This is a genomic window from Pedobacter nyackensis, assembly GCF_900176505.1.
Classification (GTDB): domain Bacteria; phylum Bacteroidota; class Bacteroidia; order Sphingobacteriales; family Sphingobacteriaceae; genus Pedobacter; species Pedobacter nyackensis.
The window spans coordinates 877,840-894,712 of the sequence record NZ_FWYB01000002.1 but is presented as its reverse complement, the minus strand read 5'-3'; the positions used below and the strand labels follow the sequence as shown (position 1 = coordinate 894,712).

Below are 16,873 nucleotides of genomic sequence, written 5' to 3'. Positions count from 1 at the left end.
ATGCCTTCTACATTAAGGAAAAGTTAAGCTTAACATCAGTTAATATTAATTTAAAAATGCTGATGTTAAGCGTAATGACCATATCTTTGAAAAAAAAAGGCTATTAACCCATTAAAATGACTCCAAAAGGTAAATTAATAATTATAGGCGGTGCAATAAACACGGGAAGTTTTACGGAAACAACGTTTGGATTGCCCCTGAATATGAACTTCTTTGAAAGAGGCATTTTAAGAAGAATTACTACTGAATCATCAAAAAATATAGCCTCTCGATTCGAGATCATTACTACGGCATCTCTAATACCGGAAAAGGTCGGCATAGAGTATGTCAACGCTTTCGCTCAGCTTGATGTTCATGATGTAGGTGTACTGAACATTGCCAGTCGCGAACTAGCTAATGATGCAGAAAACTGCGCCCGGGTAATGGCGGCAGACGTGATCATTTTTACCGGAGGTGATCAGCTTCGCTTATCCTCCATCTTTGGAGGTACTCAAATTCACCGCATCCTGCTCGAAAAATACCAGAACGAAGCGATTGTGATTGCAGGAACATCTGCCGGAGCTGCAGCCAGTTCAAAAAACATGATCTATCAGGGTAGCAGTAAAGATGCCCTACTAAAAGGAGAAGTTAAAATTACAGGCGGATTAGGCTTTATTGATGGCGTAATTGTAGATACCCACTTTGTTCAGAGAGGAAGAATAGGCAGGCTATTATATGCCGCAGCCAGTAATCCGGGTATATTAGGCATAGGTCTGGGAGAAGACACAGGTCTATACATTTCGAATGGCAACACCATGGAGGCTATTGGCTCGGGAATAATCATCTTAGTAGACGGCAGAAACATGACCGACACCAACCTAACTGATGTAGAAATGGGGCAACCTGTATCCATCAGCAACATGACAGTACACTCCATGTCTGCTGGCGACGTGTACGACCTTAATCTGCATCAGCTCACTATCCACCATCCAAAATCAATTTCAATAGACTAACCAATGAAAATTATTATTCATGGTGGTTTTTTTAGCGAGTCCTCAACCAATCAGGAAACTAAAAAAGCAAAACAGGACGCCTTGTCCAACATTGTACAGCAAGGCTATGCATACCTCAAAACACATACCGCCCTGGAAACCGTAGTTTTTACAACGGGATTACTGGAAGACAATGAGCTATTCAATGCCGGCTTAGGATCACAGATTCAAAGTGATGGTAAAGTTAGGCTTAGCGCTTCTCTAATGGACGGCAAAACGCAGAAATTTAGCGGTGTAATCAATATTGAGAACGTGCAACACCCCATACAGGTATCAGAAAAACTATTGGCTTACGATGACCGCGTACTAAGTGGAGAAGGAGCATTAACATTTGCCCGCAGTAACGGTTTCGGTTTGTACGACCCCATTACTCCTCAACGCCAACGGGAATACGAAACAAAAAGAGACGAATCATTACGCAAAGGGACAGTAGGCTGCGTTGCCTTAGACCAATATGGCAACCTTGCGGCAGCAACCTCAACAGGCGGTAAAGGTTTTGAAATTCCCTGCCGCGTTAGCGATTCAGCGACTGTAGCCGGTAATTTCGCTAACCAGCACGCTGCCATTTCCTGTACAGGTGTTGGCGAAGACATTGTAAGTGCCGGGTTAGCAACAAAAATTGTTACCCGTGTAACGGATGGCTTCACATTAAAGGCCGCTTGTGATAAATCATTTCAGGAGCTATCAGTTTTTGATGGCTTCGCCGGCGTTATCGGTATCACCGCAAGCGGAGAAGTATACCATACTGATTCTCACCCTTACATGGTATGGGCCGCTATTGACGAAACACTTAAAGTTTTCGGGTAAATTTTTATTCCCTCCATTTTTGTCTAAGATCCGCTTTTCCCTTTTAGGTCCTTAACAGGCATCTTAAAGGTTACTCAAAGGTCTCCGGATCCTTTAAAGGTCCTATGATCGACCTTTAATCCACCATTCTTTCTCCTTTCGTACTAGGAGGCTGGTAGAAGGAATTATACGCAATTCCATAAACCTATAAAGGATCCATTCACAAATGGAGCATTAAACACAAAGACATTTAAACACAAAAGCATTTAAACAACGAAAGGGCAGGAGTTCAACCCCTGCCCTTTTTTATTGTGAAAAAGAAAATTGCCTTCTCAGAAACGGCCTCAGCGTTCTTCGCTTCTTCAGCGAAGCAATGCAGCCGTTGAAGAGAATGGCTGTTTTCTTCCTTTTTCTTCCACTACTTGAACATATTTTTCAATGCTTCCAGTTTCAATTGTAAATCTCCTTCAGGAAGCTTTTCTTTTTGCCCTCCTTTTTGGTTCTGCTGTGGCTTAACTGATTTTTTAGCATCCGGACGGGCAGAACCTGCAGGCTTTTTCGACCTGTCGCCACCACCCTTTTGATCCTGCTTAGCTTTTGCACCAAACTCCTTCTTCATAGATAAAGAGATCCTTTTACGCGCTACATCAACCTCAACAACCGTAACCTCTACCTTTTGGTGCACTTTTACCACCTCATTAGCATTAGCTACGTACTTATCTGCCATCTGACTGGTATGCACCAAACCATCCTGGTGTACGCCGATATCTACAAAGGCGCCAAAATTGGTAATATTGGTTACAATACCCGGCAGCTTCATACCTACTCTTAAATCAGCAATTTCGTTTACTCCATCAGTAAAGCTAAATACCTCAAACTGCTCACGAGGGTCTCTTCCCGGTTTAGCCAGCTCAGCAAGAATATCATTTAAAGTTGGCAAACCAATATCCTCACTTACGTATTGCTGAGGCTTAATTTGCTTCTGCAATTCCACATCCTTAACCAACTGGTTAACGCTGCAGTTTAAATCTCTTGCCATTTTATGCACCAAAGCATAGCGTTCAGGGTGTACACCACTGGCATCTAAAGCCGCTTCTGCATTCCTGATTCTCAAGAAGCCCGCAGCCTGCTCAAATGCTTTATCTCCCAAACGAGGAACCTTTTTCAAGCTCTCTCTGTTCTTGAAGGCACCATGCTCATCGCGGTAACTCACGATGTTTTGAGCCAATTGCGGACCCAAACCCGAAACATAGGCTAACACCTGCTTAGAAGCCGTATTTAGCTCCACGCCAACCTTATTCACACAGCTCATCACTGTATCGTCCAGGGAAGCCTGCAATTTATTTTGGTCAACATCATGCTGATACTGCCCAACCCCTATTGATTTAGGATCTATTTTTACCAGCTCAGCCAATGGATCCATTAACCTGCGGCCAATAGAAACAGCACCTCTAACGGTAATATCCTGAGTAGGAAACTCCTCACGAGCCACCTCTGAGGCAGAATAAATAGAAGCCCCATTCTCACTTACCATCACTACAACAATAGCAGGAATATTCAAGCCACGTACAAACACTTCTGTTTCCCGGCCTGCGGTACCATTACCGATGGCAACGGCTTCAATTTCATATTTGGCACAAAGCTCGATAAGCTTATCTGCCGCTTTTTTAACATTTCCCTGTCCTGTATGCGGGTAAATGGTCGTGTTTTCTAATAATTTACCTTGCTTATCCAGACATACCACCTTACATCCGGTACGGAAGCCCGGATCGATAGCCAATACGTTCTTTTGTCCCATTGGCGCGGCAAGCAACAACTGACGTGCATTCTCTGCAAATACACGGATAGCTTCCTCGTCTGCTTTCTCTTTAGACAGGTTACGAATCTCCGTTTCCATTGCAGGGCCCAGCAAGCGCTTATAACTATCCTGTACCGCCAGTTTAACCTGATCAGCACAAGCATTATTACCTTTAACAAACTGACGTTCCAGAATATCAATAGCTCCTTCTTCTGCAGGCATAGCATCCAACTTCAGAACACCTTCATTTTCACCTCTACGAATTGCCAATACCCTGTGAGAAGGCGCTGTTTTAAGCGGTTCCTCCCAGTCAAAATAATCCTTATACTTAATGCCTTCTTCTTCTTTACCCTTAACTACAGTAGATTTAAAAGCAGCTTTCTGCTGGAAATAATTCCGCATAGCCGTTCTGGCTTCAGCATTTTCATTAACCAACTCGGCAATAATATCCCTCGCTCCGGCTAATGCATCGGCTAAAGAACCTACGCCCAGCTCGTCATTTAAAAACTTCCCAGCCTCAGTTTCAGGCGCCACCTTGCCTTGTTCCATGATGAACAAAGCCAATGGCTCCAATCCTTTTTTCCTGGCCTCTGACGCTCTTGTTTTGCGCTTAGGTTTATATGGAAGATAGATATCTTCTATAGCGGCAATGTTCGTTGCCCCATTGATCTGTTTTTCAAGTTCCGGAGTAAGCTTATCCAGGGCTGCTAAAGCCTTTAAAATAGCCTCTCTTCGTTTATCAAGCTCTCTTAACTGTTGAAACCTGTCGCGGATGGCAGCTACCTGCACCTCGTCCAAACTTCCCGTCGCTTCTTTCCTGTAGCGCGAAATAAAAGGAACAGTCGCTCCCTCATCCAGTAATTCAATAGTAGCGATAACCTGCTTTTCCGTTACTGCCAGTTCAGCAGCAATGATTTTAGAATGATTGCTCATTTATTTTTATTTGATCTCCCAACGTACAATTGCCGTCAAAAATAAACCTAACAATTGACATCTCAAATAAATATATCGTTAACAAAAAAATCCTGCCGGTATTACCGGCAGGATTTCATATGATTTTCGACTCTATAAAGAGACCTTTTTACTATTTGTTAACGTACATTACCTCTTTAACAGCTTTTATTACTCTTTCTGCATTAGGTAAACTAGCAGCAATAAGTGTAGGTGCGTACGGCAATGGAACATCTGCACAAGTAATACGAAGAACAGGAGCATCTAAATAATCAAATGCATTCCTTTGAACATTAAATGCAATTTCAGAAGAAATTGAAGCCAATGGCCAAGCCTCTTCAACAACAACCAAACGGTTGGTTTTCTTAACAGACTCAATGATCGTTGCATAATCGATAGGACGTACAGTACGTAAATCGATTACCTCAACATTAATTCCTTCTTTAGTCAGTTCTTCAACTGCTGGATTTACCACACGGGTAAGCATTTTACCAAAAGTTACGATAGTTACATCAGTACCTTCTTTAACGATATTAGCTTTACCAATTGGCAGGTAATATTCCTCTTCAGGAACTTCACCTTTATCACCGTACATTACTTCCGACTCCATGAAAATAACCGGATCCGGATCGATGATCGCTTGTTTAAGCAACCCTTTAGCCTCATAAGGAGTTGAAGGAACTACTACTTTCAAACCAGGACAGTTTGCATACCAGTTCTCAAAATTCTGAGAGTGCTGCGCACCTAACTGACCAGCGTTACCTGTTGGACCACGGAATACGATTGGAACAGGAAACTGTCCACCACTCATAGACAACATTTTAGCTGCACCATTAATGATCTGATCTATAGCAACCAGAGAGAAGTTAAAAGTCATAAATTCTACAATCGGAGTCAATCCGTTCATTGCAGCACCTATAGCAATACCGGCAAAGCCCAACTCAGCAATAGGTGTATCGATTACACGCTTTTCGCCAAATTCGTCAAGCATACCCTGACTTACTTTATAAGCACCATTGTATTGCGCAACTTCCTCGCCCATAAGGAAAACGTTTTCATTTTTACGCATTTCCTCGTTTAAGGCTTCACGCAAAGCTTCTCTAAATTGAATCTCTCTCATTGTATATTCAAATATTAACTGGCGCAAACTTAGATAAAATTGCTTTCAAATGCAAGTTTATCCATATCTCCGACGCCTTTGAAAACAAAGTCTTTACACGAAGAAAGGGATGTCTAAAAACATAAATATTACCTGGTGTTTCAATTACACTTTGTAACCCGCAAATCGGCTAAAATAATTTGGCATTTTACATTCCACACAGTGTTAAATATGGAGAATAAGCAAAACCGGCTTCATTGGATGTTGGGACAAAAGGCATGTCCTCATCAAACAATTCTCCAAGTTTGGCCTCCAGGAAAACAAGAAATTCTGTTTTTATGTTTTCCAATTTCTCCCCTTTCAGTTTTATCTTCTCTTTTCCTTCAATAAAAAACGTCCCTTCTTTACGCATATTCCGGATGCTATATAGGTTAGGCTCAACCTCCTCAACAGCATTTGCCCTTTCAAAAACATAGGTATAGAACAAGGTCTGAATCAAAGCCTTGTTTTGCTTGTTCGAATTCGTATCAAAAACATCCTTCAGGTTGCTATATCTCAAGATGTCGCTTCCCGTTTTATAATCCACTATTCGTGTAATCCCGTTTTTACGGTCTATCCTATCTATAATCCCATGCAGCGTGATGCTTTTTTCATGGCCTTTAACCTTAAACTTAAATTCAACCCGATCCTTTTTCTCTAAAGCTAAAACCTCAAAAGGCGCTTCGATCTCGTCATAATCCAGAATCAGATTCGCATATTCCTCTACAATGGCCAGCACCACCTTCTGCATCCCATTATGACTCACCTGCAGGTTTTCATTTTCAAACATGACCTGCGAAAAAGCTTTCACAGCCAATTCAGGCACGCTTTTACGGTGTTCTTCTATCCTTTGCTTAGTGATAACGGTATCCTCAGCCATTAGATCCCCGTAAAAAGTCTCCAGCACATAATGCAGCATAGAGCCGATATAATTGGCTTCCAGATTTTCGGAGATCTCCTTCGGCTCCTCTATTTTAGCAACATACTTATAGAAGAATTGCAGCGGACAATTCACATAGGAGGTTAAGGCCGATGCCGATAAAGGCGTTTCGCCTGTTAAATATTTATTCAAAACTGCCATTACCTTTTCATCCTTTTGAATGGTAACCGGCAACTTTTTCTCTGTTGATATGCGTTGTTTATGCTCCAGGTAATTGAAAGTATATCCACTTTCATATTCCAGTTGTCTTAAGAAACGCGTTGGCTCCCCTGTATTCGTATCATCCGCCTGCGCATTATATACCAAACTCACTTTAGCCGATCGTTGCAGCAAACGATAGAACATATAGGCCGAAATGGCATCCTGATTTTCAATAACCGGCAAGCCATAGGCTCTGCGAATGCTATCGGGAATAAAACTCGGTGAAACGCTTGTTTGCGGCAATAAACCTTCATTTACGCCTAAAATATACACTTGCTCAAAATCAAGACTCCTGCTTTCCAGCAGTCCCATCACCTGAATCCCCTGTAATGGCTCTCCACTTAAAGGAACAGCAATTCCCTGCACTGCCTTTTGAATAAGCGACAGCACGAACGACAATTCCTTTGCACTGGTTAAACCTGGAATATAAGCCTTCAGTGCATCATGCAAACGATTCAATTCCTTTATAGTTGCGACAAATAAATCCGCCTCCGTTTGTCGCAGCGTTTTATTCGCCAATTGCTGTTCCAGGATATGCTTAAAAATAGCCTGCAGGGTATTAGTGGCCTCTTCACTGTTTTTGACCCTTGTAAAGAAGGTCGCCAATAACCCTTTTTGCCCCTGCAACCTCGACAAAGGCACTTCAGCCAATTGCTCGGCCAGCAGTTTTTGCTGAATCTTACTTCTCAATTGCTCCGTAATACCCGTTAGTGGGTGCGACAAAAAGGCTTCAACCTCCTTATAATATACCGTATCCTTTTCGCCCTGGATCAATTGCGCCTGTACGCTCAGCCACAAATCTGCCAGACCAAAAATGGACGAGGCCACCAATGGATAGCCCATGGTTACGTTTATATCTACCGGGTGTTTTTCAACCCCATCGTAATAATGTGTAGGAATGGTTTGCAGTACGGGCAGCAACAAACTCTCATCTGCAAGAATAAGCGCAATCTTTCCTGCGTTATCTTCAGTATTCAACATCGGATAATCACGCTGCAGTGCGGTACTCAATATTTTTGCCTGGGCAACCTGCCCCTGGGTCTTATAAACGTTTACCACCTTTGGATTTGCTCTGATCAGCTCCTTACTCTCGCCCAAAGCATTCAGCAGGCCATTTACTTCAAAGTTTTTCCTTAAAAACAAACCCGCTTCCTGTAGTGGATCATTGATATAATAAGCATCTGTATCAAAATAAAACAAGGTTTTCCCCTGCGCCTGCCAGCGCTTAAATACCACAGCTTCAGCCCTGCTCAAGGCATTAAATCCAACAAAAACCAATTTATTAAAAGAATTGGTAAAGTCAGGCTGCCCCGACTTCCCTTCAGCCAGCTGTCGGTAGATATGCCCCATCGTAGTAAGCCCCTTCTCTTTTAAGGCTTCATGGTACCCCCGGTACAAATCAGGCATCCGCTGCCACATTCGTATAAACTGCTCCTGCTGTTTTTTATGCTTACCTTCCGAATAAGAACTCCAGAAACCTTTTAAAAACTCCTGCTGTTCTTCGGTCAGATAATCAAACTGATAATCTATCTCGGCAAAGTCTTCCAACTGTTCAAACAGCTTTTCGGCATTCACCAGATCGTTGTCTATTTGCGCGAAATCGCTTAAAATAATCCTGGCAATTGGATAAAATTTTGCCGGCTCTATCTTATTCTCGCCACTTTGCATGGCCAGTTCATTATACTTTTGATAAAGCGTAAAGAACTGGGTAAAGGCATCGGCCACCTTTAGTTCACAAGAAAGTGCAAAAAATTCCTGTATAGTAAAGAAAGAAGGACTCCAGAAAGGCTTATTGATAATTCTTGCCAGGTGATCCTGCAGATAAGCCACAGGACGCTTATTGTTAAAAATGATGGCGGCATGTTGTAACTCGCCTCCTAACTGCGCAACCAATCCCTCTGCTACTTCTCTTAAAAACGGCTTCATCTATTTATTTTTTCTTTTTCAGTTACACCAATTTCAACGTTCCACTTACTGCATAAAACAAATAGGTTTTCACATTCGTATAACCCATCGCCATCAACAGCGCTTTATAGTGACTAACCTGCTCATCATGCTTATCGCTTTCCTGTTGGGTAAACTTATAATCAATGATCGTTACTTCATCCCCATTCATCAATACCTTATCCGGGCGATAACTCTTGCCTTTAGTATCAATAATACTGCGTTCATTTAAACTCTCCTCACTTCGACCCAAAATCTCCTGCAAGCCTTCATGCTGCAAAACGGCAATGGCCTGCGCTTTTAAAAACGGAAGCTCCTCTTCTTTAAAAAGTCCCTCCAGCAACAGCGTCTGTAAAACAGACTCCACCGCATCAGCATTACTTGCCGCAGCCAGCACTTCATGCAATATGGTTCCGGTACGACCTGGACTTTCGCCAGTCAGCAGGTCAATTTCCCTCCGCTTTAAGTTGGCATCAAATACCTGACTCAAACGGTCAGACACGGGGTAATGCTCCATTTCAATCTCTTGAACCGTTCTGCTTTTTTCAGTCTGTTCAGGCACTTCTCCTGCTATCAGGTAATTTCCCTCTTCAGAAAGCCGCTCAGCAAAAACCTTACAAAGCAAGTCACCGATATTCGTAATCGTATCCGTCTTTTTCCCCATCGTACTGATATAGAGGTATTCCTTTGAACGCGTTGTAGCTACATAAAGCATATTCAAAGCATCCATATTGTTATACAACAGCTCCTCAAAATAGGGCTTAGCTACACTTGAACGACCCAGGTCCTTGTTATATTTCAATGGAATACTATGCAAATGATGATAAGGTGTACCTGTTGCCGGAACCCAGAAAATACCATTGGGCTTTCCATTAACATCCCAATTACAGAAGGGTAGCATCACCGCCCTAAAGGCCAGACCTTTGGATTTATGAATGGTAATAACCTGCACCGCGTCCGTATTATCTGAAGAAGGCAAAGTTTTTCTTGCACCCTCTTCTTCCCAGAAAGATAAGAAAGCAGCAATACCTTTCTCACCATGCAAAGCAAAACCGCCCATTAAGTCGCGTAAGGCAAACAGGTAAGGCAAGTTGGCTGCATTCCTGCTTTCGCCAAGACCATAAGTCGCAATTATTTTTTCCAGTAAAGCCGGTAAAGGCTGCTGCATCCAGGTCTGCCAATGTTCACATAGCCCTGCAGGCAGCAAATCGGCCATCTGCGTAAGGTTCTTAAATTTCAACGAAAAATAATGGTGTGGCTCAACAGGCTTTCCTTGCAATCCGGCATACAAACTGATGCAGTTTGCTTTATACAAAGCCGTATTCTCTGAGAGCCCCGCCATCACCTGCAAGGTATTGATGATCAGTTTTACAGCGCTGTTGTTGTTCAACAATAATGCTTCACCCGAAATCACATCGATCCCCTGGTTCATCAAGGCCTCTACCGCAGCAACAGCTTCCGAATTAGAACGCACCAATACGCAAATATCTTTCAGCTTGTATTTTCTCACATTGATCAGTACCTCCAACTCTTCCATCATTTTAGCTAAAGCCAAATCCCTGAAAGTAGTTTTTGTCAAAGCATGCCCTTCCAGATCTTCCTTTAACACGTTAAAGTTGATCGTTCCTCCCTCTAGTGTAAACGGAGTCGTTTTCTGTTCGGCTTCAGCATAAACATCGGCTACAATGTGATCGAAGCCACGTCCCCGCCACCAATTCAATACTTCTGCTACATCCTGCTCTGCAATGGTCCCGTTCAGGTTGGTCTGCATCAATTGCGGCAACTGCTTAAATAAGTAGTTATTAAACTGAATGATGTTTAGCGTGCTCCGGTAATTCTCTTCCAAACTATCCTCTAGTACATTTTCAACCTTAACATCCAGCTTTGCCTGCTGATGTAGAATGTTCCAGTCGCCATTACGCCAACGGTAAATCGATTGCTTCGTATCGCCAACAATCAGGTGATCAATCAGTTTTCCACTAGGCGAGGCCATAGCGTTGGTAAGCAGTGATTTGAAACTATCCCATTGATTGGCCGAAGTATCCTGAAACTCATCAAACAGGAAATTACGGTATCGGTTGCCCATCTTCTCCCAAATGAAGGATGGATTATCATCCGCATCATCAGTTATCCCTTTTAATAGCGTTTGCGCATCGCTGATCAGCAAATTCGGACTTTCATCTCTGTAATCTTTCAGCAAAACAGCCATTTCCTGCATTAAACGCAGGTAATATAAATTCTTATTGAATGCCTGAGCCAGCAAATAACCGGCTAAGCCCTCCTGATAAGTATGGTATAATTTTGATAAGAGCGGATTTAATTCTCCATAGGAACTGCTCTCCTGTCCTTTTTGAAACCACTCTTCCGGCTGGTCTATCAATTTATCCAAACTGCTTATTTTGGTTAAGTCTCCGGCAACTATTTTGGAAAGATTGTGTAATGGCGAACGAGATTTCCCCTTTAAACTGGAAACATCAATTCCCTCCACTTCAAAAATCTGTTGCGCCTGTTCTGCCAGTTCCTTGACGGTATTTTCAAAAGTTTCTATCCCCAGGCGGGTAACTTTATTGTAATCCTTGAAAAGGGTATCCAGATCAGACACCTCTCCCAACTGCTTAATCGCGTTTTCAAAGGGCTGATAACGTTCTTTAAAGATCTCGTTCGTCAGATCGATCAACTCCCGACGGTAATTCCAACTCAGGTTATTGTTGATGCGGTCTAAGGCCAGGTCGATAATCCATTGCAATAAAACAGGATTTTTATCCAGGGCTTTATCCAGGCGATTGGCCAGTTCATTCTTCACCTTATCGTAGTTCATCTCCAGGCCATAACCAGCATCAAGACCAAGCTCAAAAGCAAAGCCTCTGATTACCTTTTGCACAAAACCGTCTATAGTGCTTACAGAGAAACGACCATAATCATGCAGAATCTTACGGTATATTTTATCAGATCTCAGTTTTAAAGCAACCGCATCCATATCGGGATGTGCTTTTAAAACCAGCGTCCTGTAATCGTTAATTTTTTTCGAGGGGTCGCCCTCAGCAAAGCCTTTCAACACTTCCATGATCCGGCTTTTCATCTCTTCAGTCGCCTTATTGGTAAAAGTTACAGCAAGAATCTCCCTATACTTCGTTTCACCCGACACCAACAGTGTTAAATAATGTGCTGTTAAACTGAATGTTTTGCCCGATCCGGCAGAGGCTTGTAATATTTTTAAAGGCTGTTGAGGCATTAGGTAAAGCTATTAATATTTTATAATATCGGCAGACAAAATAATCATCGGGGTCAATGCTTATCCTGAAAATACATTACCATACATAACTGATAAATACTTAAAATTGTATATAAATTCAAAAAAATGAGAAAACTTGCGTTAGTATTATTCGCTTTTATCGCCATATCTGTATCGGCCGTTGCACAAAACAACCAACCTGCAAAAAAGGAACCTGTAACGATTTACAATCCCAAAGCCAATGCAAAGGCGGATATCGATGCTGCCGTTGCAAAAGCCAAAAAAGCCGGCAAGCATGTGTTTATACAAGTTGGAGGCAACTGGTGCAGCTGGTGTATTCTATTTCACAAGATGGTTGATGCTACCCCTGAACTGAAAGATTACCTAAACAACAATTACGAAACCGTATTGGTGAACTATAGTCAGGACAATAAAAATACTGAAACAATGGCCCGTTTGGGTTATCCTGGCCGTTTTGGTTTCCCTGTATTTGTTATCCTTGACGGAAATGGAAAGGTAATCCACATCCAAAACTCAGCCTACCTGGAAGAAGGGAAAGGTCATAGTGTTAAAAAGGTAATGGAGTTTTTAAAGGGCTGGACAGCCGATGCCATTAAACCGGAAAACAACAAATAGAGCCCTGTAAATCAGGGTTTCTTTTTCTTCTTTGCAGCTATTCTCGGAGGTCTTTCGGCCATGGTAATGGTATGGCCTAACATATCTCTGATAGCTACTGAAGCGCAAACGCCACCAAAGGCTGCAGGCAGGTAAGATATTGTGCCATAGGCAGACCGTTTAAAATTACTGCCATCCGTCATCAGCAGCGCGTCCTTCGAAGTCTCCTCAGTAGAAAATACAGCTTTGATCTGGTTATAATTTTCATGTCTTTTTAACCGTTTTCGTACGTACTGTGCAAAAACACATTGGTAAGTATCCGGTAGCCAGGTCACCCTCACCTGAGTAGGATCCATCCTACCTCCAGCACCCATTGAACTTACAATTGGGACATTTTTTTCCAGGGCTTTAGCCAATAAGATAACCTTGGGTGTAAGACTATCAATACAATCCATCACGTAGTCAAAAGGCTGCTCCATCAATTCCCTGCATTTCTGAGGGGTTAAAAAGTCCCTCACAACATGAAGTTTAAGATCCGGATTGATCGCTAATAAGCGCTCCTGCATAATATCGGCCTTACTTTGGCCGTGATTGGTAGACAAAGCCGGTAGTTGCCGATTCCGATTACTCGGGTCAACAACATCGCCATCTACAATGGTCATCTCACCCACACCGGAACGGCAAATAAACTCCGCTGCAAAAGAACCGACACCACCAAGTCCCACTACCAGCACGTGCTTTTGCTGCAAAATATTAATCCCTTCATCCCCCACTAATAGTGCAGAGCGCGATAACCAGTTTAAATCTGACATATTAAATAAGCTTTATCTTTTCCCAACTGGCAAAAATAAGCGCTTTCACCTCCTCAATGGTACATTTTTTTAAATTTGCTGCCGCCTGATAGATTTCCCTGATATCACAATGAGCATCATCGGTCTCAAGGAAGAAAACCTCTGCCTCCTTAAGCAGGATTGCAGCACCGGACTCTGCATTCAGAATAGCTTTACCAAATGAAAGATAAAACCCATTAAAAAGCAGTTGACGCCCCAGTTGTTCGTTTTTATTATACCCATGAATGATAAGCGGCACAGTGGGTTTTATTTCTTTTTTTAGCGCGATCAACTCATCAAAGCAGCGCACACAATGCAAAATCACCGGTTTATGAATGTCGACCGCCAGCGTCAGCTGTTTTTTCAAAACAATCAGCTGATTTTCCAGGCTTTCCCCTTTCAGGCGATCCAGTCCACATTCTCCAATCAATTTTACCTGAGTCTTTTTTGCGGCCTCAACAAGCCTTATATAATCTGCTTCCAGATGATCCATTGTTGCAAACCATGGGTGCAGACCTACAGAAATATCCCTATCCTCCGGCAATGCGGTTTGCATGCCGGTAAGCGAAAGACTTAAAATACTCCTGACTTCCGGGTCTGTTCCTTCCTGGTGTGTATGAATATCTAAAAACTGCAAAACGTCCTATTAATATCCTTCACCGTATTTAAAGAAACTGTTTACCGTAACTGGTAGTTTCCCTGTAGCAATCACTTGCTTCTTAATTACAGCCGCAGCTGCCTTCTGCATAAAGGCCTCTTTCTGATAGGCCACTACCAGGCCTTTACTTTGCTCCAGACCCGGCAATGAAGCCAGATTATAAGGATTAGCAAATAAGGCAAAAACGGCATTACTTAAAGACATATCCTTGATGAACTGTTTCAGATCAGCACTTAAAACCATTCCATTACCTGGACGTGAGCGAGTGTCATGAATACCTATAATAAGCTGATCGAATGCTTTCAGATCTCTTAACACCTTTGCAATTGCATTAGCGCTGGCATTCTTATCAAGGGTATAGAAAACCGCGTTTTTATAATAAGCGCCCAGTTCGCGCTGAAAGGTAGTCACCTCTGGTGTACCTATACTGATGATTACCGTCCGCTTCTCTGCACTCAGCTGCTGGATGTTCTCCTTGCCTCTTAATAAAGTCATAGAAGCTTCGGATAGTTGCTGTAACAAAGCCTGACTTTCCGGTCGGTTCACCCCTCCAAGAACATTATTTTCATCAATCGGAGCTTTAACATTTAAACCTGCCCAATATTTAGCCGTAAGGATTTTCCGCACACTTTCATTAACCTGATCCATGCTAAGTCTTCCCTGGCGAACAGCCTTACGCACCAACTTTATTGCCCTGGCGCTATTCTCTGATAATTCTATAATATCGTTACCGGCTATGACGCCCATGACATCCGCCTCCCCATTTTTAAAATTCTTCACCACGCCGTTCATACCCATAGCATCCGAAATCACGATACCTTTAAAGCCAAGTTGCTCTTTCAACAAACCCGTAACTATAGGTTTTGATAAAGTAGACGGCATATTTGGGGTGTTATCCAAGGATGGAATATTCATGTGTGCAATCATTACTCCTGCTGCACCGTCTTTAATCAATTCTCTGAAAGGATAAAGTTCTAAACTATCCAAACGTTCCTTTGTGAATTTTAACTGCGGCAAATCATAATGCGAATCTACGTCCGTATCGCCATGGCCGGGGAAGTGTTTAATACTCACCAATAGTCCACCATCCTGCATACCTTTCATATAAGCAGCAGCTTTAGTTGCTACATTGTACTTATTTTCGCCAAAAGAGCGGAAATTGATGACCGGGTTTTTAGGATTGTTATTTACATCCACATCTGGAGCCAGGTTCATATGCATCCCAATCCGTCGGTAATCCTTTGCCACTTCAAGCCCCATTTTATAAAGGAGATCCTTATTTTGAACTGCTCCTAATGCCATTTGATAAGGATAAGAAATCGTGCTATCCAAACGCATTCCAAGTCCCCATTCCCCGTCAGAGGTAATCAATAAGGGTACACGGGCTAACGACTGGTACTGATTGGTTAATATGGCTTGTCGGCCTGGCCCGCCCTGGAAAAACACCAAACCACCAACACGCTCTTTTCTGATTACTTTTCCTATCGAATCTTCGAAGGTCTTACCAAAATTGGTGTGTGCTCTTACAAAAAACAATTGCGCAATTTTCTGACGTTTACTTAAACGTTTAAAGACTGAATCTACCCATGCATTTGGCTCTGCCAATGTTTGCAAATAGGTTTTCTGCTGTGCCTGAGCACTAAATAAAGTTGCTGATAAAAGTAAACTGACTATAAAAAAACGCTTTACATTCATTTGTATAACAATTGGTTAAACGTCAAAGTTAAGCAAAAATCCATTTAATGGATTTAAAAGGAATCCCGCAGATAATTGGCACAGCCAGATTCCCCTCCTGTTAGTATGGATTGTCCAATTGTATCAAATTTGATACAATTGGACAATCCATACGCTTAACATCAACCGAACAGTCAGCCCGAGTTAATGCGGGCTAATCCCCAGCTGCACACCTATTTTAGGGGATTTTAACATATAAAATTGTCTTTTTATTCAAAACTGGCACATTTCTTTCCTATGGTAGTATAACAAAACACATAACACATGAAAAAGATAATTATTTTGGCCTTAGGCCTATTTGCAGCTGGTGCTGCCAACGCACAGAGCCCAATTAGATTGGGGATTAAAGGCGGTTTAAACCTTCCAAACATCATTAAAGATAATGGAGACAATGATTTTAAAACAAAAGTAAATCCTGGTTTCAACGCCGGTGTAACTTTAGATATTAACCTGATTAAAGGTTTGGCCTTTACTCCGGAGTTACTTTACTCGACCAAAGGTTACAAAGCAGAAACAGTATTCGGAGATTTCACTCAGACCACAAGTTTTATCGACCTTCCAATTTTGGCCAGTATTAATATTGGTGGTAGTGGATTAAACCTGGTAGCTGGTCCTCAAGTATCTTTCTTACTATCTACAAAAAACAAATTTGAAAATGGTATAGGAACAGCTGAGCAGGAAATCATCGAAGACAAATCGGACAGATTTAAAAAGAGTTTGGTTGGTGGACTAATTGGTTTTAGATATGACATCAACAGCCAATTTGATATCCATGGCCGTTACGCACTGGATTTCCAGAAAAACAATGAGGACGGATCAAGGGAGACTCCTGAATTTAAAAACCAGGTTTTCTCAGTGGGTGTAGGCGTAAAATTCTAGTCTTTACTTAATTTCAAAAAAAGCGGGCTGTATCATAAAAATGGTACAGCCCGCTTTTTTTATTTCAAAACCAGAGAATTTCGCATGGTATCTTTTACTTTCGATAATGATTGTTTATACTTACGTTTTATTACAC

The 16,873-nt window shown here is 42.1% G+C and carries 11 protein-coding genes; 4 read left to right on the top strand and 7 right to left on the bottom strand.

Translation table 11 applies throughout. From position 1 onward, the window contains the following. The first annotated feature begins 116 nt into the window (after window positions 1-116). Complete coding sequence (locus B9A18_RS08130) at window positions 117-992, top strand: cyanophycinase (protein WP_084288733.1); 876 nt, start codon at window positions 117-119, stop codon at window positions 990-992. Window positions 993-995: 3 nt separating this feature from the next. Further along, complete coding sequence (locus B9A18_RS08125) at window positions 996-1,838, top strand: isoaspartyl peptidase/L-asparaginase (protein WP_084288732.1); 843 nt, start codon at window positions 996-998, stop codon at window positions 1,836-1,838. 397 nt (window positions 1,839-2,235) lie between these two features. Here the strand turns inward: B9A18_RS08125 and B9A18_RS08120 are convergent, their stop codons facing one another. The 4 genes from B9A18_RS08120 to B9A18_RS08105 all read right to left on the bottom strand — a co-directional run bounded on the left by B9A18_RS08120 (window position 2,236) and on the right by B9A18_RS08105 (window position 12,021). After that, window positions 2,236-4,548 carry a Tex family protein gene (locus B9A18_RS08120; protein WP_084288731.1) on the bottom strand — a complete coding sequence of 771 codons (2,313 nt, stop codon included), beginning with the start codon at window positions 4,546-4,548 and terminating at the stop codon, window positions 2,236-2,238. 151 nt (window positions 4,549-4,699) lie between these two features. Then, entirely contained in the window at window positions 4,700-5,686 is a 987-nt protein-coding gene (locus tag B9A18_RS08115) for a pyruvate dehydrogenase complex E1 component subunit beta (RefSeq protein ID WP_084288730.1), read from the bottom strand. A gap of 187 nt (window positions 5,687-5,873) precedes the next feature. Further along, the gene (locus B9A18_RS08110) at window positions 5,874-8,771 is read right to left on the bottom strand and encodes a PD-(D/E)XK nuclease family protein (RefSeq protein WP_084288729.1); all 2,898 of its coding nucleotides are present in this window, start codon (window positions 8,769-8,771) and stop codon (window positions 5,874-5,876) included. Window positions 8,772-8,793: 22 nt separating this feature from the next. After that, window positions 8,794-12,021 carry a UvrD-helicase domain-containing protein gene (locus tag B9A18_RS08105; RefSeq protein ID WP_084288728.1) on the bottom strand — a complete coding sequence of 1,076 codons (3,228 nt, stop codon included), beginning with the start codon at window positions 12,019-12,021 and terminating at the stop codon, window positions 8,794-8,796. A 126-nt stretch (window positions 12,022-12,147) separates the two neighbouring features. Here B9A18_RS08105 and B9A18_RS08100 point away from each other — a divergent pair, with 126 nt between their 5' ends. After that, window positions 12,148-12,657, top strand: coding sequence for a thioredoxin family protein (locus tag B9A18_RS08100; RefSeq protein ID WP_084288727.1), 510 nt, complete (start codon window positions 12,148-12,150; stop codon window positions 12,655-12,657). Between the two features lie 11 nt (window positions 12,658-12,668). On the opposite strand, the gene B9A18_RS08095 is transcribed toward B9A18_RS08100, so the two are convergent. The 3 genes from B9A18_RS08095 to B9A18_RS08085 are packed head-to-tail and all read right to left on the bottom strand — an operon-like array spanning window position 12,669 to window position 15,819. Beyond that, a complete protein-coding gene (locus B9A18_RS08095) occupies window positions 12,669-13,448 on the bottom strand; it encodes a tRNA threonylcarbamoyladenosine dehydratase (protein WP_084288726.1) in 780 nt (259 codons plus the stop codon). 1 nt (window position 13,449) lies between these two features. Further along, window positions 13,450-14,103, bottom strand: a complete 654-nt coding sequence (locus B9A18_RS08090; RefSeq protein WP_084288725.1) for a TatD family hydrolase — start codon at window positions 14,101-14,103, stop codon at window positions 13,450-13,452. A 9-nt stretch (window positions 14,104-14,112) separates the two neighbouring features. Further along, a complete protein-coding gene (locus B9A18_RS08085) occupies window positions 14,113-15,819 on the bottom strand; it encodes a glycoside hydrolase family 3 protein (RefSeq protein ID WP_084288724.1) in 1,707 nt (568 codons plus the stop codon). 303 nt (window positions 15,820-16,122) lie between these two features. Here B9A18_RS08085 and B9A18_RS08080 point away from each other — a divergent pair, with 303 nt between their 5' ends. Then, a complete protein-coding gene (locus B9A18_RS08080; RefSeq protein ID WP_084288723.1) occupies window positions 16,123-16,737 on the top strand; it encodes a porin family protein in 615 nt (204 codons plus the stop codon). The last annotated feature ends 136 nt before the right edge of the window (window positions 16,738-16,873 follow it).